The organism is Aquabacterium sp. CECT 9606 (genome assembly GCF_918741295.1).
Taxonomy (GTDB): Bacteria; Pseudomonadota; Gammaproteobacteria; order Burkholderiales; family Burkholderiaceae_C; genus Aquabacterium.
Map to the genome: position 1 here is coordinate 1,040,488 of NZ_CAKKNB010000001.1, position 22,834 is coordinate 1,063,321.

21 protein-coding genes are annotated in these 22,834 nt (G+C 64.0%); 14 read left to right on the forward strand and 7 right to left on the reverse strand.

The features are described 5' to 3' along the window. Positions 1–129: 129 nt before the first annotated feature. From LQ232_RS04885 to LQ232_RS04895, 3 genes are read left to right on the forward strand one after another with little or no spacing between them, the layout of a single operon-like run. Complete coding sequence (locus LQ232_RS04885) at positions 130–804, forward strand: spermidine synthase (RefSeq protein WP_230179241.1); 675 nt, start codon at positions 130–132, stop codon at positions 802–804. After that, positions 801–2,609: a GspE/PulE family protein gene (locus LQ232_RS04890; protein WP_230179242.1), complete on the forward strand. Its 1,809-nt coding sequence runs from the start codon at positions 801–803 to the stop codon at positions 2,607–2,609. Before LQ232_RS04885 ends, LQ232_RS04890 begins: the two co-directional genes overlap by 4 nt. Positions 2,610–2,620: 11 nt before the next feature. Then, positions 2,621–3,811, forward strand: a complete 1,191-nt coding sequence (locus tag LQ232_RS04895; protein ID WP_230179243.1) for an NnrS family protein — start codon at positions 2,621–2,623, stop codon at positions 3,809–3,811. A gap of 27 nt (positions 3,812–3,838) precedes the next feature. Here LQ232_RS04895 and LQ232_RS04900 read toward each other — a convergent pair whose 3' ends face one another. Further along, positions 3,839–6,166, reverse strand: coding sequence for a sensor histidine kinase (locus LQ232_RS04900; protein ID WP_230179244.1), 2,328 nt, complete (start codon positions 6,164–6,166; stop codon positions 3,839–3,841). Positions 6,167–6,176: 10 nt separating this feature from the next. Further along, positions 6,177–6,902, reverse strand: coding sequence for a response regulator transcription factor (locus tag LQ232_RS04905; RefSeq protein WP_230179245.1), 726 nt, complete (start codon positions 6,900–6,902; stop codon positions 6,177–6,179). 170 nt (positions 6,903–7,072) lie between these two features. Here LQ232_RS04905 and surE point away from each other — a divergent pair, with 170 nt between their 5' ends. The 4 genes from surE to rlmD are packed head-to-tail and all read left to right on the forward strand — an operon-like array spanning position 7,073 to position 11,053. Continuing rightward, positions 7,073–7,825 carry a 5'/3'-nucleotidase SurE gene (surE, locus tag LQ232_RS04910; RefSeq protein ID WP_230179246.1) on the forward strand — a complete coding sequence of 251 codons (753 nt, stop codon included), beginning with the start codon at positions 7,073–7,075 and terminating at the stop codon, positions 7,823–7,825. 53 nt (positions 7,826–7,878) lie between these two features. After that, positions 7,879–8,673, forward strand: a complete 795-nt coding sequence (pcm, locus tag LQ232_RS04915) for a protein-L-isoaspartate O-methyltransferase (protein WP_230179734.1) — start codon at positions 7,879–7,881, stop codon at positions 8,671–8,673. A 46-nt stretch (positions 8,674–8,719) separates the two neighbouring features. Beyond that, positions 8,720–9,646, forward strand: coding sequence for a peptidoglycan DD-metalloendopeptidase family protein (locus LQ232_RS04920; protein ID WP_230179247.1), 927 nt, complete (start codon positions 8,720–8,722; stop codon positions 9,644–9,646). A 12-nt stretch (positions 9,647–9,658) separates the two neighbouring features. Beyond that, the gene (gene rlmD / locus LQ232_RS04925; protein ID WP_230179248.1) at positions 9,659–11,053 is read left to right on the forward strand and encodes a 23S rRNA (uracil(1939)-C(5))-methyltransferase RlmD; all 1,395 of its coding nucleotides are present in this window, start codon (positions 9,659–9,661) and stop codon (positions 11,051–11,053) included. 6 nt (positions 11,054–11,059) lie between these two features. Here the strand turns inward: rlmD and LQ232_RS04930 are convergent, their stop codons facing one another. The 5 genes from LQ232_RS04930 to LQ232_RS04950 all read right to left on the reverse strand — a co-directional run bounded on the left by LQ232_RS04930 (position 11,060) and on the right by LQ232_RS04950 (position 16,203). Continuing rightward, on the reverse strand, positions 11,060–12,334 hold the full coding sequence (locus LQ232_RS04930; protein ID WP_230179249.1) for a diguanylate cyclase: 1,275 nt from the start codon (positions 12,332–12,334) through the stop codon (positions 11,060–11,062). 154 nt (positions 12,335–12,488) lie between these two features. Further along, a complete protein-coding gene (yfcF, locus tag LQ232_RS04935; RefSeq protein ID WP_230179250.1) occupies positions 12,489–13,118 on the reverse strand; it encodes a glutathione transferase in 630 nt (209 codons plus the stop codon). A gap of 122 nt (positions 13,119–13,240) precedes the next feature. After that, positions 13,241–15,007: a PhoH family protein gene (locus LQ232_RS04940; RefSeq protein ID WP_230179251.1), complete on the reverse strand. Its 1,767-nt coding sequence runs from the start codon at positions 15,005–15,007 to the stop codon at positions 13,241–13,243. Positions 15,008–15,226: 219 nt separating this feature from the next. Beyond that, positions 15,227–15,706 carry a peroxiredoxin gene (locus tag LQ232_RS04945; protein ID WP_230179252.1) on the reverse strand — a complete coding sequence of 160 codons (480 nt, stop codon included), beginning with the start codon at positions 15,704–15,706 and terminating at the stop codon, positions 15,227–15,229. A 122-nt stretch (positions 15,707–15,828) separates the two neighbouring features. Continuing rightward, complete coding sequence (locus LQ232_RS04950; RefSeq protein ID WP_230179253.1) at positions 15,829–16,203, reverse strand: Mth938-like domain-containing protein; 375 nt, start codon at positions 16,201–16,203, stop codon at positions 15,829–15,831. An 83-nt stretch (positions 16,204–16,286) separates the two neighbouring features. Here LQ232_RS04950 and LQ232_RS04955 point away from each other — a divergent pair, with 83 nt between their 5' ends. The 7 genes from LQ232_RS04955 to crcB are packed head-to-tail and all read left to right on the forward strand — an operon-like array spanning position 16,287 to position 22,736. After that, entirely contained in the window at positions 16,287–17,510 is a 1,224-nt protein-coding gene (locus tag LQ232_RS04955; RefSeq protein ID WP_230179254.1) for a pyridoxal phosphate-dependent aminotransferase, read from the forward strand. A 50-nt stretch (positions 17,511–17,560) separates the two neighbouring features. Next, positions 17,561–18,901, forward strand: coding sequence for a homoserine dehydrogenase (locus LQ232_RS04960; RefSeq protein ID WP_230179255.1), 1,341 nt, complete (start codon positions 17,561–17,563; stop codon positions 18,899–18,901). Further along, positions 18,898–20,319, forward strand: a complete 1,422-nt coding sequence (gene thrC, locus LQ232_RS04965; protein ID WP_230179256.1) for a threonine synthase — start codon at positions 18,898–18,900, stop codon at positions 20,317–20,319. The genes LQ232_RS04960 and thrC overlap by 4 nt, the downstream gene beginning before the upstream one ends. A 9-nt stretch (positions 20,320–20,328) precedes the next feature. Next, the gene (gene glp, locus LQ232_RS04970; protein ID WP_230179257.1) at positions 20,329–21,591 is read left to right on the forward strand and encodes a gephyrin-like molybdotransferase Glp; all 1,263 of its coding nucleotides are present in this window, start codon (positions 20,329–20,331) and stop codon (positions 21,589–21,591) included. Between the two features lie 10 nt (positions 21,592–21,601). Then, complete coding sequence (locus LQ232_RS04975; RefSeq protein ID WP_230179258.1) at positions 21,602–21,868, forward strand: MoaD/ThiS family protein; 267 nt, start codon at positions 21,602–21,604, stop codon at positions 21,866–21,868. After that, the gene (locus LQ232_RS04980; protein WP_230179259.1) at positions 21,868–22,359 is read left to right on the forward strand and encodes a molybdenum cofactor biosynthesis protein MoaE; all 492 of its coding nucleotides are present in this window, start codon (positions 21,868–21,870) and stop codon (positions 22,357–22,359) included. The genes LQ232_RS04975 and LQ232_RS04980 overlap by 1 nt, the downstream gene beginning before the upstream one ends. Before the next feature lie 8 nt (positions 22,360–22,367). Next, on the forward strand, positions 22,368–22,736 hold the full coding sequence (gene crcB, locus LQ232_RS04985; RefSeq protein WP_230179735.1) for a fluoride efflux transporter CrcB: 369 nt from the start codon (positions 22,368–22,370) through the stop codon (positions 22,734–22,736). Positions 22,737–22,834: the final 98 nt, after the last annotated feature.

Genomic DNA, 22,834 nt, shown 5'->3' on the forward strand with positions numbered 1-22,834 from the left:
ACGGCCACGCTCTTGACTGTTTCAACTTATCGACTTGTGAAGCGCAAACTTAAACTTCCCGAAGCCACCCTGTCGGAATCCCGTGGTGTGAGATGCCTTCACCTGGACACGCCCTGGATCCAGGGCGCCATGCGCGTCAGCAAACCGCTCAAGCTGGAGCTGGAGTACATCCAGCGCATGATGTCCTGGCTGCTGCTGCGCGACCTGTTCGCCTTGCCCGACACGCGTTGCGTGCAACTGGGACTGGGCGCCGCCGCCATCACCAAGCATTGCCATGCGGTGTTGAGAGTGGCCAGCACTACGGCGGTCGAGATCAACCCCACCGTGATCGGTGTGTGCCGCAACTGGTTCAACCTGCCCGACAACGACGAGCGCCTGAACGTGCTCCAGCTTGACGCTGCCAAGTACGTGGCCAACGCCGATCACATCGCCAGCGCCGATGTCTTGTGCGTGGACCTGTACGACCAGGAAGCCGCCAGCCCCGTGCTGGACGACGAGGCTTTTTACCGCGATTGCTGGCGCCTGCTGGACGATGGCGGGGTGATGAGCGTGAACCTCTTTGGCCGCGATGCCAGCTTTGCCACCAGTTCGGCCCGCATCGCCGCTGCCTTTGGCCCCGGCCGCACGGCCATGCTCAAACCCACCCGCGAAGGCAACACCATCGTGCTGGCCTGGAAGGGGTTTGACCTCCCAAGCCGAGAAATACTGGCGGAACGGGCTGAAACTTTACAAAACAGATTTGAGCTGCCAGCGGGAAAATGGCTCAAGCTTTTGTCCACTTTCACCCCCCGACCGACGACATGACCACGTCAAGCCCGTCCGCACCCGCCAAGCCCGCCAAGAAGCGCTCCCTCACGCACAAGGGGCCGCTGGACTGGAAGTGGCTGTTGGCCTGGTTGACCGAGGACGGCATCATCACCGTCAAGGAAGGCGAGCGCGTGGCCCAGCGGTTCGCCGCGGGCGACAGCGCCCAGCACCCGCTGGTGCGCCTGGGTGCCATGGGCTTGAAGCGGGCCGATAACGACCACGTGCTTGAACTGGAGGCCCTGACCGAATGGCTGGCCAAGCACCTGGGCCTGGGTTACCTGCGCATCGATCCCCTGAAAGTGGACGTGGCCCGCGTGGCCGAGGTCATGTCCATCAACTATGCCGAGCGGCGCAAATGCTTGCCGGTGCAGGTGGGCCTGAACGAGATCACCATCGCCACCAGCGAGCCGCTGGACGTGGCCTGGATCGACGAAATCCTGTCGCACACCAAGAAGAACGTGCGCCTGGTGGTGTCCAGCCCGCTTGATCTGCAGCGCTACCGCACCGAGTTCTACACCCTGGCCAAATCGGTCCGTGACGCCAACAAGAAGACGGGCGACAGCGTGGCCCACAACTTCGAGCAGTTGGTCGAGCTGGGCAAGACCAACCGCCAGCTCGACGCCAACGACCAGGGCATCATCCAGGTTGTTGATTGGTTGTGGCAATACGCCTTTGACCAGCGCGCCTCCGACATCCACCTGGAGCCGCGCCGCGAGATGGGCGCCATCCGTTTCCGCATCGACGGCGTGCTGCACACGGTCTACCAGGTGCCGCTGTCGGTGATGCAGGCCATGACGGCGCGGATCAAGCTGCTGGGCCGCATGGACGTCGTTGAAAAGCGCCGCCCGCTGGACGGCCGCATCAAGACCCGCAACCCGGCGGGCGACGAAATCGAAATGCGTTTGTCCACCATGCCCACTGCCTTTGGCGAAAAGCTGGTGATGCGGATTTTTGACCCCGACAACACCGTCAAGTCGCTGGAGGCCCTGGGCTTTGCACCCAGCGAACAAGCGACCTGGGAAGGCCTGGTTTCGCGCCCGCACGGGATCATCCTGGTGACGGGCCCCACGGGCTCGGGCAAGACGACCACCCTGTACTCCACGCTCAAGCGCATCGCCACCGACGACGTCAACGTTTGCACGATTGAAGACCCGATCGAAATGATCGAGGCGTCTTTCAACCAGACGCAGGTGCAGTCCAACATCGACCTGAACTTTGCCGATGGCCTGCGCGCCCTGATGCGTCAGGATCCGGACATCATCATGGTCGGCGAAATCCGCGACCTGGAAACCGCCGAGATGGCCATCCAGGCCGCCTTGACCGGCCACCTGGTGTTCTCGACCCTGCACACCAACGATGCCGTTTCGGCCATCACGCGCCTGACCGACATTGGCGTGGCGCCTTACCTGATCAGCGCCACCGTGATCGGCGTGCTGGCGCAGCGCCTGGTTCGCACCTTGTGCCCTGCGTGCAAGAAGCCCGACGAGGCCATGTCGGCCGACACGCTGGCCACGGCCATCAAGCCCTGGCGCATGAACGGCACCTTGCGGCCCTACCAGCCGGTGGGGTGCCTGGAGTGCCGCATGACCGGCTTCAAGGGCCGCGTGGGCCTGTACGAGCTGCTGCCCATCACCGAGGCCCTGCGTGCCGCCATGAACCCTTCGGTGGACATGGCCAAGCTGCGCCAGGCGGCGGCGCAAGAGGGCTTGCGTCCCTTGCGCTTGTCGGGCGTCATGAAAGTGTCCGAAGGGGTGACCACGCTGGATGAGATCCTGCGCAACACGCCGCAGTGGGAAGGCTAGGCCTTTCTGTGATGGGCTTCACCAAGACCCAACCTCGCGGGTCTGCGCCCGCCTCACCGAGCTTTGCCTTGTGGCAACTCGGCTTTCGGCCTTTCTACCTCTTGGCCAGTGCCTTTGCCGCGCTGTCGATCGCCTTGTGGGCCTTGCAGTTCGCTGGCTGGTTGGGCAAGCCGTACCTGTCGGGCCCCATGTGGCATGCACACGAAATGCTGTTTGGTTTCACGCTCGCGGTGGTGGTGGGTTTTCTCTTCACCGCGGGCCGCAATTGGAGCAACCGGCCCACGCCCACAGGCTTTTCGCTGGCCGCGCTCGCGGCGTTGTGGATGGCCGCCCGCGTGCTGGTGCTCACTCCTTTCGCTTGGGCGGCGGCCGTGGCCAACGTCGCGTTCCCACTGGCTTCAGCGATCGCGCTGGCCATCCCTTTCATCGCTGCGGGCAATCGCCGCAACTACTTCTTCATCGGCCTCTTGTTGCTGATGTCGGTGGCCGTGGGCATGTTCCACCTGGCCCAACTGGGCGTGGTGCAATTGCCCGCCTGGGTGGGCATCCAGTTGGCGCTGGACGTGGTTCTTTTCATCATGGTCGTGATGGCCGGTCGCGTTGTGCCCATGTTCACCAACAACGGTGTGCCCGGTGCCCAAGCGACCCGTCATCCTTTGGTCGAGAAGCTCGCGCTGGGCTCGGTATTGGCCTTGTTCGTGTGCGATGGGCTGCAATGGCATGGCGCTGCTTTGACCGTCGTCCTGGGCCTGGGCGCGCTGGTTCACCTGGCCCGTTGGGCGCTATGGCAACCCGCCAAAACATGGCGCACGCCGATCGTCTGGGTGTTGCACCTTGCCTACCTGTGGATACCGGCGCACCTCTTGCTGCGAGGCCTGGCCGTGCCGGGGTGGGTGCAGCCATCGGTGGCCACCCATGCGCTCACGGTGGGCGCCATCGGCGGCCTTGTCATGGGCATGATGACGCGCACGGCACGCGGCCACACGGGTCGTCCGCTCAAAGCCGATCGCGCCGAGGTCTGTTGCTACGTGCTGGTGCTGCTGGCCGCCGTGGTGCGTGTCTTCGTTCCCTTGGTTTTACCTGAGCAGTTGGTCCACGCCGTGCTGTTGTCGGGCGCACTGTGGTCCTTGGGCTTTGGCCTGTATGCCGTGCGTTACTGGCCGGTGCTCACCAGGCCGCGCCTGGATGGCAAGCCGGGCTGAGCACAAGGGCTGATGGGCCTGGCTGGCTCACAGCTCGCTGTCTGCCGAGGGCCCCGCCGTGGCCGAGAAGTTTTCCACCACCACTTCGCAACAAACGCCCTTGGGCTCGGCCTCGCTCCAGCGCACCGTGCCGCCCAACTGCTTGACGCGCTTGCGCACACCGCCCAGTCCCAGTCCATGGGACCAGGTCTCGGGCGCGCGGCCCACGCCGTTGTCGGTCACGGTCAGTGACAAGTGATCGTTGGCCAGCACCAGGTTCACCACCACCTTCGAGGCTTTGGCGTGGCTGATCGTGTTGTTGACCAACTCGCGCAGGATGCGGGTCAGCGCCGACCATTGGCCCATCGACAGCGTTACGTCGCAGTCCTGTGTCATCTGCCAGGTCAGCTCGCACTGCGCAAAGCCCAAGCGTTGGTGCAGATCGCGTTTCCATTCGCCCGCCGCTTCACTCAGGCCATGGCTTTGGGCGGCCAGCCCGCGCGTCAGCGTCTTCAAATCCTGCAGCGTGTGGCGGATGTATTCCTCGATGTGGGCATTGGGCGCCTGGTACATCAGGGTCAGCAAGCGGGCGCCGATGTCATCGTGCAAGTCTTGCGCAATGCGCACGCGCTCTTCACTGCGGCCTTGCTCCACGGCCTGGTCAAAGCTCAGCACGCGGTGCAGCTGGTCAATGATCCGGTCGGCCAGGCGGGCGTCCTCCGAGGTGAACAGCCGCCGGCCCTTGTTCGAATGCTTCAGCACCAGGGCGTGCTTCGAGGGCGTTTCGCGGTTGAGGCGCAAAGAGGGCAGCCGCACCAGCATCACCGAGCCATTGCCGCGCAATTCAGACGCGAACACCTCGCCGCGCGCCACGGTGACTTCCAGCGGGTCGAACAGCTCGCGCATCAGGCGGGCCAGCAAATCGTCCGTCTTGGCCGGCCGGCGCTCCAGCTCGCGCGCCATGCGGTACAGCCGCTCGAACAGCCGCTCCATGGTGATCGGATCGCGGCCGGGCAGCCGGGTCATCAACCAACGCCGCACCGACATGTACACCCCGAAGGACAGGAACAGCGACAAGGTCATCGACGTGAACTGGCCCAGCGAAAACACCGCCACGAACAGCAAATCCAATGATGCCGCGACGGTGCTGGAGGCGGCCAGCAGCGAGAACTCTTGCAAGATTTGTTTGGAGCGCGACAGGTAGGGCGCTAGCAACAATTCGGAGGCGAAGAAGACGTGCCAGGTCATCACGCCAAAGGTGGTGATGTTGAGCAACATGTCGGGCCGCGCACCACCCCGGGCCACGGCCACGCTCAGCAACACCCAGGTGGCCAGCGTGATGATCGAAAAGCGCTGCAAGACCAGCGTGAATGGGTGTGGCGAGGCGCGGTAAGCGGCTCCCATCAGCATGATCGCGGCCGCGATCATGACCACGCAACCGGTGTGCAGCCACAACCAGCTGCTCGGGTGGTCCAGGGTCATCGCCGTCAGGCCCAGGCCCGCGGCGGCGGCCCAACCCAGGGCCATGAAGTAGGGCCAGCCTTTCAGACGACGGGGATGCAGCACGGCCACCTGGATCATGGCGGCCGCCGTGATCAGGTCCAGGCCACCGCGGGCGCGCATGTCCAGAGTCATGAACCATTCCGGCAGGAACAGGTCCAGGTTGGTCTCCACCGCGATGAACATCAACTGCCCCGCCTGGCTCAAGGCGAGGGCGAAGTAGGCCAGGTTGCGCAGTTGTGGTCCGGCCAGCACCACCACCGCGCCCACGGCGAAAAGCGTCAGGGCCAGCGCCGACAGCAGCCAGAACAGGGGGCTCAAGCCTGACCAGCCGCGTGGGGTGATCAGCACGGGCTCGTCTGGCGCGTTGGCCAGCTGCAAGAGCATCACCTTGTTGTCCGGCGGCAAGGCCGCGAGCAGTCGCGCCACGCCCAGGTGCAGATCGACGAAGTGCTGGCGTTGCTCGGCATCACTGATCCAGCGCCCCGACCGTTGCAAGGCCAGCATCTCGATGGGTGTTTCCAGCACCTGCGTGCTGCCATGCGGCTGCACCACCTCGCTGCGCAAGCCTTCCAGGATGTGCCCTTCCAGCCGCTGCATGGCCGGGTTGTCCACCGAATGCAAGCGGACCGTGCCTTCCGCGGTGGCCCGCAAGCTCACGGGCAGCCGGGGTTGGCTGGACAGCCATTGGCCCACCAGCAGCACCAGCACAAAGCCCATCACCACCGCGCCCACCAGCATGCGCAGACGCCAGCCAATCCAGCGCGGCAGGTCGTGCGAGCCTTGCAGCACCTCGTCCAGCGTGGGGATGTAGCCCGAGTCCCCGATCAGCAGATCAGGCGCGGTGCGCGGCGGCGAAGTGTCCATGGCCGACATGGCGCGACACTCAGACCAGGCCTTGCTTGCTGGCCAGCACCGCCGCCTCGGCGCGGCTGGACACGTTCAGTTTTTTGTAGATGGATTTGATGTGGTCATTCACCGTGAACCACTTGATGCCCATCAAGGCGGCAATTTCCTTGATGGTGAAGCCCTTGCTGAGGTAGGTAAGCACTTCGCTTTCGCGCGGCGTCAGCCTTTCGTGGTCAAGTGGTGCCAAGGGGGCCGGGGCACTCACTGGCGCGGCGGCGGGGGCGGCCGGCGCATGGGCAGACAGCAGGCCATCGCCCGTGCGGAAATGCGTCAGCAGGCGGCGGGCAATGGCCGGTGACAGGGGCGGTTGCCCCCGCACGATCTTTTGCAACTCTTCCACCAGGACTTCGAAGCGGTCTTCCTTCAGCAGGTAGCCATCGGCACCGCATTGCAAGGCAGGAAACAAGTGCTCGTCGTCGGAGTACAGCGTGGTCACGATGCGGGTGGCCGGGTAATTGGCCAGCTCGGTCAGCAGCTCCAGTCCGCTGCCATCGGGCAACTCCAGGTCGACCATGATCAATTGATAAGGGTCGTCACAGGCGGCAGCGCGGCCGCCGGCCTTGTGGCCCAGCAGGCGCCGGGCGGCTTCCAGATCACCCGCCTCGGCGATGCTGCTGATGTCGCTGAAGCTTTCGCGCACCACGCGGCACAAAAAGCCCCGGGCGACCGGGTTGTCTTCGAGAATCAGAACCTTGACAGCCATGGAGCCCCTCCCGAAGCTTGCTGCCAAAGGCGACAAGCCGGGGTTGATCTGCACCCCAGACCACTCGGGGCGAACAATCTTCGATTATCCGCATGTCTTCACATGCCGTCATTCGAAATCGCATCGTTCCAACACTGAGATGGGTGGTCCTCACTCCTACAATTGGCAACATGCACATATTGATCGCCAACGACGACGGCTACCTGGCCCCCGGCCTCCAGGCGCTGGTCGATGCCTGCCAGGGTCTGGGCACCATTGACGTATTCGCCCCTGAGCGCAACGCCAGTGGCACCTCCAATTCCCTGACTTTGCACCAGCCTCTGACCGTCCACACGGCTGCCAACGGCTTTCGCTTTGTCACCGGCACCCCTTCCGACAGCGTCCACCTGGCCTTGACCTCGGGCCTGATCGCCAAGCCCGACCTGGTCCTGTCGGGCATCAACAACGGCGCCAACATGGGCGACGACACGCTGTATTCGGGCACCGTCGCGGCGGCCACTGAGGGCTACCTGTTCGGCATCCCGTCCATCGCGTTTTCACTGACCGACAAGGGCTGGGCTCACCTGGATGTGGCCGCCCGCGTGGCCCGCCGTGTGGTGGAAGCCGTGCTGGCCAAGCCACCAGCCCAGGGCCATTTCCTGCTGAATGTGAACATTCCTGCCGATGCCAAGGCCGAGTCCGCCCCTTGGCGCACCACGCGCCTGGGCCGCCGCCACGCCAGTTTCCCCGCCATTGCGCAGACCAATCCCCGGGGCGAGCCCATCTACTGGATCGGGCCGGCGGGCGAGGCCCGCGATGTGGGCGAGGGCACTGATTTTGAAGCCACCCGGCAGGGTTTCGTGTCGATCACCCCTCTGCAGGTGGACATGACGCACCATGCCGCCCTGCCGCAATGGCAGACCTGGGTGGGCCAGCAGCAGTGAGCAACAAAGCGCCTGATCGCAAAGCCAGCCGGTTCCCATTGCGTCTGGACCAGATGGGCTCCGGGCGCCCCGCGGCCAGCCGCGACAACCTGTTGCTGCGGCCGCAGGCGCCTTTGCAGGCTGCCGAGCGTGATCGCAAGGCCATCATGGCCCCTCAAGGCCTGGGCCTGGATTCGGTCCATGTGCGCATGCGCATGGTGGACCGCCTGAAAGCCGATGGCTTGCAGAACCCGCGTGTGCTGGCGGCTTTTGCCCGCGTGCCGCGCCACCTGTTCGTCGACACGGCCCTGGTCAACCAGGCCTATGAAGACACCAGTCTGCCCATCGGGTTGGGCCAGACCATCTCCAAACCCTCGGTGGTGGGCGCCATGATCGCCTTGCTGTGCGCCCGGCCCGGACTGGGGGCGGATGCCACGCGCCCCTTGGGCATGTGCCTTGAAATCGGCACAGGTTGCGGCTACCAGGCCGCTTTGCTGGCCGATCTGGCCCGCCAGGTGATTTCCATCGAACGACTGCGCGATCTGCACCTTAAGGCCCGCCACAACCTGGACGCCGTGCGGCGCCAATTGCCCGGTTCTCCTGATGTCAGACTGGTGTATGGTGACGGCATGCTGGGCCATGCCCCCTCCGCGCCCTATGACACGATCATCGCGGCGGCAGGCGGGCGCAGCCTCCCGCAGGCCTGGCTGGACCAGTTGGCCCCAGGAGGCCGCCTGGTGGCGCCCATGGACGACGGCCGAGGCCTAGGGCAAGTGCTGACCGTGGTCGATCGCCACCTGGATGGTCGGCTTCAGCAGACTTCTTCCGGGGCGGTTCTGTTCGTCCCCTTAAAATCCGGCATCACCTGATGCCTTGCCCGTGGCTGACACGCGGCCCGCTTTGAGTCTTCCTCACATGCAAATCATTTTTAATCACCGCTTGTTGGCCAGCGCTGCTGTCGTGTTGTCCCTGGTGGGTTGCGCCACGCACCACCAGCGCGCGCCGGTCGAAGACCGCAGCCGATCCAACGGCAATGCAGCTTCTGGCAGCAATGCGCCCGCCCGCGTGCTGCCCGGTGCCGAAAACGCCGGCAAGCCGGGTTACTACACAGTCAAACCCAACGACACCCTGATCCGGGTCAGCCTGGAAACGGGCCAAAATTGGCGCGATCTGGCCGCCTGGAACAACCTGGACAACCCCAATTTGATCGAAGTGGGCCAAGTCTTGCGCGTGGTGCCGCCCGACGCGACCGCCAGCGCCAATGCAAACGCCAGCGGGGCGTCGTCCACCAAACCCATTGCCTCGCCCAACATCCAGGCGCGGGCCATTGATCCGAAGGCGCCTGCGTCGGCCGCCGCCTCGGGTGTCAAGCCTGGTGCGTCGTCGGCTTCCGGTGCCACGGCCCCGGCCAGCCAGGCCGCCTCAAGCACTGAGCCGCCCAAGGATCCGGTCGCCAAAGACCCCCGTGAGGCGGATGAGCCCAATTGGCAGTGGCCCGCCAATGGCCCCCTGCTGGGTGGCTTTGAAGAAGGCAAGCGCAAAGGGTTGGTCATCGGTGGCAAGGCCGGCGATCCGGTGTTCGCCTCGGCCGATGGCCGCGTGGTCTATGCCGGCTCCGGCCTGCGTGGCTATGGCAACCTGGTCATCATCAAGCACAACGCCGAATACCTGACCGCCTATGCGCACAACCAGACCTTGCTGGTCAAGGAAGACCAGGCGGTGCGCAAGGGCCAGAAGATCGCCGAGATGGGCTCGACCGATGCCGATCGCGTGCAACTGCACTTTGAAATCCGCAAACAAGGCAAGCCCGTTGACCCGGCGCGTCAGTTGCCCACCCGTTGATCGTTCTGTTTGATGTCTGAAGCTCAAGTGTCCCTTCGCCCTTCTGATGAATGGCTGAAGGTCGAATCCCTGGACCTGGAAGCCCAGGGCGTGGCCCACCGCGCCGATGGCAAGGTGGTGTTCATCGAAGGCGCCTTGCCGGGCGAAGAAGTGCGGGCCAATGTCTCGCGCCGCAAGAACAATTGGGAGCAGGGGTCGATGACCGACATGCGCCACGAGAGCTCGCAGCGCGTGGTGCCCCAATGCGTTCACTTCGGCATGTGCGGCGGCTGCAAGATGCAGCACTTCCACGCGGGCGCGCAAGTGGCCGTCAAGCAGCGCGTGCTGGAGGACAACCTCTGGCACCTGGGCAAGGTCAAACCTGAAACCTTGCTTCGCCCCATTGAAGGCCCGGCCTGGGGCTACCGCTACCGTGCACGCCTGTCCGTGCGCCATGTGGTGAAGAAAGGCACGGTGCTGGTGGGCTTCCACGAGCGCAAGTCGCGCTATGTGGCCGACATCAAATCCTGCGAGATCCTGCCACCGCACGTGTCCCGCTTGTTACTGCCCTTGCGCGAGCTGATCGGTGCGATGGACCACTGCGACCGCGTGCCGCAGATCGAGGTGGCCGTGGGCTCGCATGTCACGGCCCTGGTGCTGCGCCACCTGGAAGCCTTGAGCCCCAAGGACATCAAGCTGTTGCGCGACTTCGCCGTCACGCAAAGTGCGCACGATGGCGGGCGTTTTCCGATCGCCTGGTGGCTGCAATCCAAAGGGCCTGAGACCGTCAAGCCGCTGGACGACAGCCAGCCTGGCCTGGATTACGCGCTGCCCGAGTTCGGCGTCACGATGCCGTTCAAGCCCACCGATTTCACCCAGGTCAACCACGCCATCAACCAGGTGCTGGTGGGCCGGGCGCTGCGCCTGTTGCAGGTGCAGCCTGATGAGCGTGTGATCGACTGGTTCTGCGGGCTGGGCAATTTCACCTTGCCCTTGGCCACGCAGGCGCGTGAAGTGTTGGGCATCGAAGGCAGCGAGCAACTGGTGGCCCGCTCACGCGAGAACGCCCTGCTCAACGGCCATGCCGAGCGCACCAGCTTTGTCGCCCGCAATCTTTTCGAGCTGACGCCGGCCGAGCTGGCCAGCTATGGCCACGCCGACAAGTGGCTGGTCGACCCGCCGCGCGAAGGTGCTTTTGCCTTGGCCAAGGCGGTGGCTGATCTGCACCAGGATCCGAGCCTCGCGCCTGGCTGGGTGGCGCCCAAGCGCATCGTCTACGTCAGTTGCAACCCGGCCACCCTGGCACGAGATGCTGGCTTGCTGGTGCACCTGGGCGGTTACCGCTGCGTGTCTGCGGGGGCGGTGAACATGTTCCCGCACACCGCGCACGTCGAAAGCATGGCGGTCTTTGAAAAAGACGAAGGCTGACCGGCCTCAGGCCAGGTAATCGCCGCCGCAGAAGGTGTGCCGCTCCGTGCGGTTGCGGCCGGTGGCCTTGGCCTGGTACAGGGCCTGGTCGGCCCGTTCGATGGTGGCCACGATGGATTCGTCCACCTGGTAGGTGGTCAATCCTGCCGAGAATGTCACCCGCAGGTCCGGCAATGCCGGGCACACCATCGTGTCGCTCAGCATCAACCTGATGCGCTCGATCACCACAGTGGCGTCTTCGCAATCGGTTTCGGTGAACAGCACCAGGAACTCTTCGCCGCCCCAACGTGCCACCACGTCGGTTTCGCGCAAGCCCGCGGCGATCACATTGGACAGGGAGCGCAGCACCTCGTCGCCGGTGCCATGGCCCCATTCGTCATTGATGGCTTTGAAGTGGTCCACATCGATCAGGCAAAGGCAAAAACGCCCCTGGCTGCGGTCGGTGCGCTGCCCTTCGGCATTCAGCACGCTCACCATGTGGCGCCGGTTGAACAAGCCGGTCAGCTCATCGCGAATGGCCAGTTCCTTGATTTGTGCCAGCGCGGCGGTCAGGTCCGTTTTGCGTTGGGTCAGGCGCGCGCGCAGGCGGGCCATTTCGTTGACCAGCAGGCACACGCTCACCAGCATGATCACCAACACGCCGAAATACACCATCTGCATCCGCACAAGTGTGGGCGAGCCCGATTCGCGAACCCCGGTCATGATGAAGGCGGCACCAAACACGACCCCGGCCAGCACGCTGGAGCGGATGAGTTGGCGGGAGGTGGCGGTGAACATGCCGAACATCAGGATGATGAACAGCAGCATCAAGGCGACAGGGGCGCCCGGGCCACCGATCAAGTAGCCCCAACCCAGAAAGGCAATGGCCGAGGCCATCTGCGCTTCTGACATGGACGGATTGGCCAGCTTCTGGTTCCACCCCGTGCGCAGCAGGCCGTAAAACACCGCCATGACCAGCACGGCCGCGGCGGTCAGTTGTCGGCAGCCATCGGCGTCGATCACACCGATGCTGACCCCGTAGTTCAAGGCCACCAAGCCTGTCGTGCAATTGACCACGCCCACCAGATAGCGAAGCCCGATGGTCTTTTGCTTGGGGTCTTGGGTGAACAGGAAATCGCTCAGCCAGCCCAGGCTCAGCCAGCGGTGCAACCACAGGGAGTTGCAGCGGATCATGGCGGTCACACAGACCACGACGGCCGAGATGAGTACTGCCCACGCAATCAGATAATGAGCCTGGGCGCTGTGCAGATCGGCGAGGGTGAATTCGGGCAGGTATTTCAAGGCAAGGGCTTGGTCAACAAGGGCCTCTGCTTGTCCGAGGCCCCATGTTTTCCATTTTGAAATACCTTTACAGCGGTTCTGTCAGGGTTGCACCTGCGAAATGAGCACTATTGCAGGGTGGGAGCCCCTTGTTCATGGGGAGGGGGCGCCCTCATCACCCCTGTTGCTGGAGCCAGGCCTGCACCGAGGGGCGTTGCCACTGCCTTGCCACATAGGCTTTGAGTTTGGGGGGCACCGGGTCCTGGTTGACCACCAGCCTGTTCAGCATCAAGGCCAATTCGGTGTCCGCGATGGACCAGGCCCCGAACAGGTCATCGGCTTTCTCATTGACCAGCGACGAGGCCGCGGCGATCAATTGCTGCGCGGCTGCCTGCCCCGATGGGGACAAGGGCAGGGCACTGGGTTGCTGGAAGATGACGGTGGTGGGGCGGTCCTCGCGCAGCGGCGCCAGGTCGCTGCGCAGCCAGGCCTGCAGCTGACGCGCCCTGGCCCGGTCTCGCAGGGAGGCTGGCAGCACGGCCAGGTGGTGCGGCGCCGGGAAGGCATCCTCCAGGTATTCGATGATGGCCGACGATTCGGACACCGAAAAATCGCCATGGCGCAGGGTTGGCACACGGCCTGTGAGCGACAGCTGCTGGTAGCCGCTGCTGTGGTGGGCGTTATTGACGAGGTCGATCTTCTCGATGTCGAACGAGAGCTTTTTCTCGCTCAATGCCACGAAGGCAAACAGGGCGTAGGGGCTGAAGAATCGGCTGTCCACGAACAGCGTGAGGTTGGAACTCATGAAAGCCTCCCGGGTTGATGTCAGAAAAAGCATACCCCCAAGTTTTGACGCCTGCAAAGCAAAAGGCCGGACGTTGCCGCCCGGCCTTTTTTCATGGATCACTCAGCCATTGGAGCTGGGTCTCAGAGCACCTCGGAGGCAAAGTCTGCCAGGCGCGAGCGCTCGCCGCGTGCCAGGGTGACATGGCCACTGTGAGGCCAGCCCTTGAACTTGTCCACGGCGTAGGTCAGGCCCGAACTGCCTTCGGTCAGGTAGGGCGTGTCGATCTGCGCCAGGTTGCCCAGGCAGACAATCTTGGTGCCGGGGCCCGCCCGCGTGATCAAGGTCTTCATCTGCTTGGGCGTGAGGTTTTGCGCCTCGTCGATGATGACGATCTTGTTCAGGAAGGTGCGGCCCCGCATGAAGTTCATGCTCTTGATCTTGATCTTGCTGCGCACCAGATCATTGGCGGCCGCCCGGCCCCACTCGCCAGCGGTGTTGTCGCCGCCTCTGGCCAGCACTTCCAGGTTGTCGTCCAGCGCGCCCATCCAGGGCGACATCTTTTCTTCTTCCGTGCCAGGCAGGAAGCCGATGTCCTCGCCCACCGGCACCGTCACGCGGGTCACGATGATCTCGGTGTAGCGGCGGTCGTCCAACACCTGGCTCAGGGCGGCGGCCAGAGTCATCAGGGTCTTGCCGGTGCCGGCCGAACCCGTCAGCGTCACGAAGTCGCATTCGGGGTCCATCAGCAGGTTCAGCGCGAAGTTCTGCTCGCGGTTGCGCGCGGCCACGCCCCAGATCGAGTGCTTCTGGTGGCTGAAGTCCTTCACCGTTTTGAGCACGGCCGATTTGCCCGTGATCTCGGTGACCTTGCCGTACCAGGGGGTGGCGCCGGGGGTTTCCAGGTAGACGAACTGGTTGATCAACAGCACCGGCACCATTGGGCCGCTGATGCGGTAGAAGGTGATGCCGCCTTGCTGCCAGCTTTCAATGCCCTTGGCGTGGCGCTCCCAGAAATCGGTGGGCAGGGGCAGCACGCCGGTGTACAGCAGGTCGCCGTCTTCCAGCGTCTTGTCGTTGAAGTAGTCCTCGGCCGGCAAGCCCAGCGCGCGCGCCTTGATGCGCATGTTGATGTCCTTGGACACCAGCGCCACATCGCGATCAGGCTGCTGCGTGCGCAAGGCTTGCACCACACCAAGGATCTGGTTGTCGGCCTTGCCTTGGGGCAGGCCGATGGGCAGTTGCGCGTCCAGGTTCATGGTCTGGAAGTACAGCTTGCCGCGCGCATCCTTGTGGCCGGTCTTGGACAGCTCGATGCCGACGGATGGATCGGACTGGGCCCGGCCCATGTCGGCGGCCAGTGCGTCCAGGTCGCGGCTGACCTGGCGGGCGTTGCGCGCCACTTCGGTCATGCCCTTCTTGTGCCCATCCAGCTCTTCGAGCGTGATCATCGGCAGGTAGACATCGTGCTCGTCAAAGCGGAACAGCGACATCGGATCGTGCAGCAGCACGTTGGTGTCCAGCACGAAGAGCTTGGCGGGGCCGGCGGCGCCCTTGCGACGGCGCGTGCCGCTCAGCGAAGGGTTGGAGGCGGAGGCCGGGGTGCTTCGCATCGGGAAGGAAGGGCTGCCATCGCTGATCTTCTCGGCGACGACCGGCTCGGGGGCCGTGCGTTTGGGCATGGTCGGCACCGTGCGGGCAGGCGGGTTCAGGTCATTGACCGTTTGCTGGAAAGCCGGCGTGTTCAAAGGCTCTTTGCCGACCAGTTCCAGCACCGGCGCGCGGGCTGGTTTGGCAGGGGTGGCGCGAGTGCTGCTGCGGGCACTGGTTTTGGCAGGTTTGGGCTGTGACGTGTAGTCGTCAGTGCTCAGCATGTCAGCTCGTTTGGCAGGCGGCTTGGGCAGGGGCATGGTGTTTCCGTTCCTCGGGTGGGCACAAACAAAAAGGCCGCACAGAACACTGTGCGGCCTCACGCTGATCTTGCAGGCAAGCAGGGCTTGCCATTCGGGGTTCACAAAGGGGGCTGAGTCGGTACAAGCTCAGAAGCATGGCTTGATTATGCACACTCCATGCCCGGCACGTGGTCGTGTCGGAGGCGTGCAACACGCCTCTTTGTCACGCTTTGTGAATCAGGCCGCTTCTTTGTTCAGGTCCTTGACGGCCTTGAGCACGGCGTCGACGTGGTCGGCCACCTTGATGCCGCGCCATTCTTCGCGAAGGATGCCGCTGGCATCGATCAGGAAGGTGCTGCGCTCGATGCCCTTGACCTTCTTGCCGTACATGATCTTGTTCTTGACCACACCAAACATGTGGCAAAGCTTTTCTTCAGTGTCGGCAATGAGTTCGTAGGGCAATTCAAGGTTTTCCTTGAACTTGTCGTGCGAAGCGAGGTTGTCCCGGGAGACACCAAACACGATGGCGCCAGCCTTGATGAATTCCTTGTGCTTGTCGCGGAATTGCATGGCTTCGGTGGTGCAACCGGGGGTGTGATCCTTGGGATAGAAGTACAGCACCACGGTTTGACCGACGAAGGCCTGGGGGGTGAATTTGACTCCACCCGTGGCGACAGCTTCGAATTCTGGCAAAGGTTTGTTGAGGGCGGGTGTCATGTTCTACTATTGATCAGCCTGCGTGAATAACCCGAGATTATAAAGTGCTTATGGGTCGACCCCCAAGGCGCGGGGGGATCTCCCCAAAATTTGGGCCCCCAATGCGCTTTTCAAGGGCGTTTTCAGGGGTGAACCAGCAGGGCGGCGACCACGCGACGCCCTTCGCCCACCAGGATGTTGTAAGTGCGGCACGCCGCCGGGGTGTCCATGGTCTCCACCCCGATGCGCTTTCTCATCAGGGCCTTCATCAGGGCTGGCGAGGCGAATTTCAGGGTGGGGCCGCTGCCCAGCACCACCAATTCGGGGTCCATCTGCAGGATTTGCTCGAAATCCGCCTCGGTCAGCTCCCCCACACTGTTTGCCTGCCAGGAAACCGGCGCGCCGCTGGGCGGCACCAACACGCTGCTCAGGTGCTCCTGGCCATTGATGGACACCGACTGGCGGGTGTAGGCATTGATGACATTGACGCCTTCAGGGCGGTCGGCTTGGAGTTTCATGGGGGCGCAAAGTGAGGGGGGTGTGGTTAAATTCTATTTCTTTGCCCCTGCGACCGCGCATTCCCGTTCCGGAGACCCTCGTTTTGAAGCCGATCACCAAGTCCAGCAAGCTCGCCAGCGTCTGTTATGACATCCGTGGGCCGGTCCTGGAAAAAGCCCGGCAGATGGAAGAGGATGGGCACAAGATCATCAAGCTGAACATCGGCAACCTGGCTGTATTCGGGCTGGAGCCGCCCGACGAGATCGTGCAGGACATGATCCGCAACCTGCCCAACGCGGCCGGGTACACCGATTCCAAGGGCCTGTTCGCGCCGCGCAAGGCCATCGTGCACTACTGCCAGGAGAAAAATATCTCGGGCGTGGCGGTGGACGACGTGTACCTGGGCAATGGCGCCTCCGAGCTGATCGTGATGGCCTTCAATGCCTTGCTGAACGATGGCGACGAGGTGCTGATCCCCGCGCCCGACTACCCGCTGTACACGGCGGCTGTAGCGCTGTCCAGCGGCAAGCCCGTGCATTACCTGTGCGACGAGGCCAACGAGTGGTACCCCGATCTGGACGACATCAGGGCCAAGATCACGCCGCGCACGAAAGCCATCGTCGTCATCAACCCGAACAACCCGACCGGCGCGCTCTACCCCGACAGCATCCTGCAGGGTATCGTCGACATCGCCCGTGAGCACCAGTTGATGGTGTTTGCCGACGAGATCTACGACAAGACGCTGTTCGATGGCCACACCCACACCAGCATCGCCTCGCTGGCCGACGACGTGTTCTTCCTGACCTTCAATGGTTTGAGCAAGAACTACCGCTCCTGCGGCTACCGCGCCGGCTGGATGGTGGTGTCGGGCGAGAAGAAGCATGCTGCCGACTACATCGAGGGCCTGAACATGCTGGCCTCGATGCGTCTGTGCGCCAACACGCCGGGCCAGTTGGCGATCCAGACCGCACTGGGTGGCCACCAGAGCATCAAGGAACTGGTGGCCCCCGGTGGCCGCTTGTGCCGCCAACGCGACCTGGCTTACGAGCTGCTGTCCAAGATCCCTGGCGTGAGCGTGGTCAAGCCCAAGGCGGCGCTGTACATGTTCGTGCGCCTGGACGCCAAGATCTACCCCATCGCCGATGACCAGCAATTCGCCTACGAGCTGCTGGCCGAAGAGAAAGTGCTGATCGTTCAGGGCACCGGCTTCAACTGGGAACACCCTGACCACTTCCGCCTCGTGTTCTTGCCCAACAGCGATGACCTGGCCGAAGCCATTGGGCGCATTGCACGCTTCCTCGAGAACTACCGCAAGCGCCACGCCTGAGCTGAGGCGCTTTTCCGATCCGAATGACGACCAAGACCCCTAAAGATTCCATGAGCTCCTCCACTTCGCAAAAACCCGTTCAAGTTGGCCTGCTGGGCATCGGCACCGTGGGCGGCGGCACTTTTGCCGTGCTGCGCCGCAACCAGGCCGAGATCCGCCGCCGCGCCGGCCGTGGCATCGAGATTTCGATGGTGGCCGACCTGAACATTGAGCGCGCCCGTGAAGTGGCGGGTGATGGCGTGACGGTGGTGAGCGACGCGCGCCAGATCATCGCCAACCCGGACATTGACGTGGTGGTAGAGCTGATCGGTGGCTATGGCGTGGCCAAGGCGCTGGTGCTGGAAGCGATTGCCGCTGGCAAGCACGTGGTCACGGCCAACAAGGCTTTGCTGGCTGTGCACGGTACCGAGATCTTTGCCGCCGCGCGTGCCAAGGGCGTGATCGTGGCCTTTGAAGCGGCTGTGGCCGGTGGCATCCCCATCATCAAGTCGCTGCGCGAAGGCCTGACCGCCAACCAGATCCAGTGGGTGGCCGGCATCATCAATGGCACCACCAACTTCATCCTCTCCGAGATGCGCGACAAGGGCCTGGACTTTGACGTGGTGCTGAAGGAAGCGCAACGCCTGGGCTATGCCGAGGCCGATCCCACTTTCGACATCGAGGGCGTGGATGCCGCACACAAGGTCACGCTGATGAGCGCCATCGCCTTTGGCGTGCCCGTGCAGTTCGACAAAGCCCACGTGGAAGGCATCACCAAGCTGTCGGCCACCGACATCAAGTACGCCGAGCAGATGGGCTACCGCATCAAGCTGCTGGGCATCGCGCGCCGCCAGGCCAATGGCATCGAGTTGCGCGTGCACCCCACCCTGGTGCCGATGCGCTCTCTGATCGCCAATGTGGAAGGCGCCATGAACGCCGTGATGGTGCAGGGCGACGCCGTGGGCACCACGCTGTATTACGGCAAGGGCGCCGGTGCCGAGCCGACGGCATCGGCCGTGGTGGCCGACCTGGTCGACATCGCCCGCCTGCTGGACGCCGCGCCCGCCGCGCGCGTGCCTTCGTTGGCTTTCCAGCCCGACGAGTTGTCGGCCATGCCGATCCTGCCGATCGAAGAAGTGGTCACGGCCTTCTACCTGCGCCTGCGCGTGGCCGACCAGACCGGCGTGCTGGCCAAGATCACCGGCATCCTGGCCGAGCAGGATGTGTCGATCGACGCCGTCATCCAGCGCGAGGCCGATGAGGTGAGCGGTGAAGGCGGCAACCAGACCGACCTGATCATCCTGACGCACGACACCAAGGAAGGCCGCATGAACCAGGCTCTGGCCCAGGTGCAGGCCCTGCCCACCGTGCTGGCCCCCATCGTGCGCCTGCGCAAGGAAGAGTTGGCATGAAGTACATCAGCACCCGTGGCGACCAGACGCAGCGCGGCTTCTCAGAGATCTTGCTGGAGGGCCTGGCGCCCGATGGCGGCCTTTACCTGCCCACGTCCTACCCCAAGATCGACGATGCCACGCTGAGCAAGTGGCGAGGACTGAGTTATGCCGAGCTGGCGTTCGAGATCCTGTCGCTGTACATCGATGACATCCCGGCCTCCGATCTGAAGGCCATCGCCGCCAAGACCTACACCAAGGCGGTGTACGGCTTTGACGCCATCGTGCCCTTGAAGAAGCTGGAAGACGGTGTCTATCTGGAGGCCCTGTCCAACGGCCCCACGCTGGCCTTCAAGGACATGGCCATGCAGTTGCTGGGCAACCTGTTCGAATACGAGCTGGGCCGCCGCGGCGAGCAACTCAACATCCTGGGCGCCACCTCGGGCGACACGGGCAGCGCGGCCGAATACGCCATGCGTGGCAAGCACGGCGTGCGGGTGTTCATGCTGTCACCGCATGGCCGCATGAGCCCCTTCCAGCAGGCACAGATGTTCAGCCTGCAAGACCCCAACATCCACAACCTGGCTGTGGAGGGCGTGTTCGACGATTGCCAGGACATCGTCAAGGCGGTGTCCAACGACCTGGAGTTCAAGCGCAAGTACAAGATCGGCACGGTTAACTCCATCAACTGGGCACGCTTGCTGGCCCAGGTGGTGTACTACTTTGCCGGCTACTTCCAGGCTACCAAATCGAACACCGAGAAGGTCAGCTTCACGGTGCCTTCGGGCAACTTTGGCAACATCTGCGCGGGCCACGTGGCCCGCATGATGGGCCTGCCGGTTCACCAGTTGGTGGCGGCCACCAATGAGAACGACGTGCTCGACGAGTTCTTCCGGACCGGCACTTACCGCGTGCGCAAGGGTGCGGAAACTTATGAAACGTCCAGCCCATCGATGGACATCTCCAAGGCGTCCAACTTCGAGCGCTTCGTGTTCGACCTGCTGGACCGCGATGGCTCGCGCGTGAAGACTTTGTTCAAGGACGAGGTCGAAGTGAAGGGCTCTTTCCAGGTCAGCGCCGATGAATTCAAGCACGTGCCGCAATACGGGTTCTTGTCAGGCAAGAGCACGCACGCCGACCGCCTGCGCACCATCAAGGACACCTTTGATCGTTTTGGCCTGATGGTCGACACCCACACGGCCGACGGCCTGAAGGTGGCGCGCGAGCATCTGACACCCGGCGTGCCCATGCTGGTGCTGGAAACCGCCTTGCCCGCCAAGTTCGCCGAGACCATTTTTGAAGCCACGGGCCGCCAACCTGAGCGCCCGCACTGGATCGCCGGGCTGGATGGCCTGGAAGACCGCCCCAAGCGCTTCACCGTGGTGCCGGCCGACGTGGACATGGTCAAGGACTACATCACCCGCCACTGCCAGGACTGAGGTTGCGCCATGGCCGCCCACGTGCCCAAACCACTGATGCCGCTGGACGATGCGTTGCGGGGGCTGCGCGAAGCCCTGCAGACGCATGAAGGGCCGGCCACCGAGGTGATCGACAGCTTCGAGGCCTTGGGCCGTGTGCTGGCCAGCGATCTGGTGTCTCCTGTCAACGTGCCGCCGCTGGACAACAGCGCGATGGACGGCTATGCCGTGCGTTGCGCGGACGTGGCCAGCGATGGCGTGGCTTTGCCGCAGTCGCAACGTGTGGCGGCAGGGCAGTTGGGGGCCGAACTGGCCCCGGGCACCTGCGCCCGCATTTTCACGGGCGCCCCGGTGCCAGTGGGAGCCGATGCCGTGGTCATGCAGGAGCAATGCGAGCTCGACGCTGGCGCGGTGCGCTTCCTGACCGCGCCCAAGCCCGGGCAGAACATCCGCCGCCAGGGCGAAGACATCGGCCAGGGTGCCATGGTGCTGTCGCGCGGTTTGCGGTTGTCGCCAGCCGCTTTGGGGGTGGCCGCTTCAGTGGGCGCGGCCAGCCTGACAGTGTTCAAGCAAGCCCGCGTGGCGGTGCTGACCACGGGCAATGAGCTGGTGATGCCGGGGCAGCCCCTGCCGCCCGGCGCCATTTACAACTCCAACCGCCACATGCTGCGCGGCTTGATTCAAGCCACGGGAGCGCTGGGCAGCGACTTGGGCATCATCCCCGATGACCTGGCCACCACGCGTGCCAAGCTGCGCCAGGCCGCGCAGGATCATGACCTGATCCTGACCAGCGGCGGCGTGTCGGTGGGCGAGGAGGATCACCTCAAGGCCGCCGTGCAGGCCGAAGGCGAGCTCCATTTCTGGCAATTGGCCATCAAGCCCGGCAAACCTTTCGTGTTTGGCCGCTTGCGCCGCTCGGACGGCTCGCACGCGCTGTACATGGGCCTGCCGGGCAACCCAGCGGCCAGTTTCGTCACCTTTTTGCTGTTGGTGCGGCCGGTGTTGGGCGTGCTGGCCGGCGAGCCCTGGAGTTGGCCTGCGCCCACCTTGCTGCGCGCTGATTTTGATTGGCCCCGCGCGGACAAGCGCCGCGAGTTCGTGCGGGTGCGGCGCAATGCGGCCGGCGGCGTCAGCCTGTACCCACACCAGGGCTCGGGCGTGCTGACCTCGGCCGTGTGGGCTGATGGTCTGGTGGACCTGGCGCCGGGGCAAACCGTGCAGCGCGGCGATGTGGTGCCTTTCGTGTCCTTGTCCGATTGGCTTGCCCCGCCTGCGGTGCAATGCCAGGCCTGAGGCTGCGACCATGAAGATCACCGTACGTTACTTCGCCCAGGTTCGTGAGCTGCTGGGCCCAGGAGAAGATCTGCAGTGGCCGTCGGGCGCCGTGGATGTGCCAGCCACCGTGGGCGAGTTGCGCCAGTGGCTGATGGGCCGATCAGCCCAACATGCCCTCGCACTGGACGCCTCCTTGCCGCTGCGGGCCGCTTGCAACCAGCTCATGTGCTCGCCTCAGGAGCCCCTGCCCGAGGGCGCCGAGGTCGCGTTCTTTCCGCCAGTCACGGGGGGCTGATGAGCACGGCCGTGGCGCGCGTCTCGGTGCAAACCGCGGACTTCAACCTGACCGATGAAGTGGCCCGGTTGCGCCGCCAGGATGCCCAAATTGGCGCCGTGGTGAGCTTCGTGGGCACCGTGCGCGAGTGGTTGCCGGCCGACCGCCATGCCGCCCCCGGCCCGGATGCCTGTCTGGAGCTGGAGCACTACCCCGGCATGACCGAATCGGCCATCGAGGCCATGATCGACGAAGCGCAGCGCCGCTTTGAGCTGCGTGGCGTGCGCGTCATCCACCGTGTTGGGCGCCTGGCAGTCGGCGAGCAGATCGTCCTGGTCGTCACGGCCTCCAGCCACCGGGGGCAGGCGTTTTTGGCCTGCGAGTTCCTGATGGACTGGCTCAAGACCCAAGCCCCATTCTGGAAGAAAGAGATTTCCGCCACGGGTTCGCGCTGGGTGGAGGCCAAGGTCAGTGACGACGAGGCGCTGGCGCGCTGGAGGATTCAGCCGTGAGCAACTGGATGTTGGGTGCTGCTGTGGCGGTGGGTGCCGTGTTCGGGGCTTTGCTGCGCTGGGGCGCCGGCTTGCTGCTCAACGCGGTGTGGGCGGGTTTTCCGCTGGGTACGCTGGCGGTGAATGCCATCGGTGGCCTGCTGGCCGGGATGGCGTTCGTCGCCTTTGCACGCTACCCCAATGAGCCCTTGCGCTTGCTGCTGGTGACAGGATTCCTCGGTGGTTTGACGACGTTTTCCACTTTTTCAGCCGAATCGCTTTCGTTGCTTGAAAAAGGGCGCTTTGACCTGGCGGCATTCCACACCACCGCCCACGTGCTGGGCGCCTTGGCGTGCGCGGCGGTGGGCGCGCGTGCCATGCGCTGGTTCCTCGCTTAACGCGCCCCAGAAAGTCCTGGCCGGTATTTCGCCCGCTTTTCACCATTTGGCATTGAAGCTCGGCGCTCAAACTGCCGATATGGTCTGATCTGACGCTT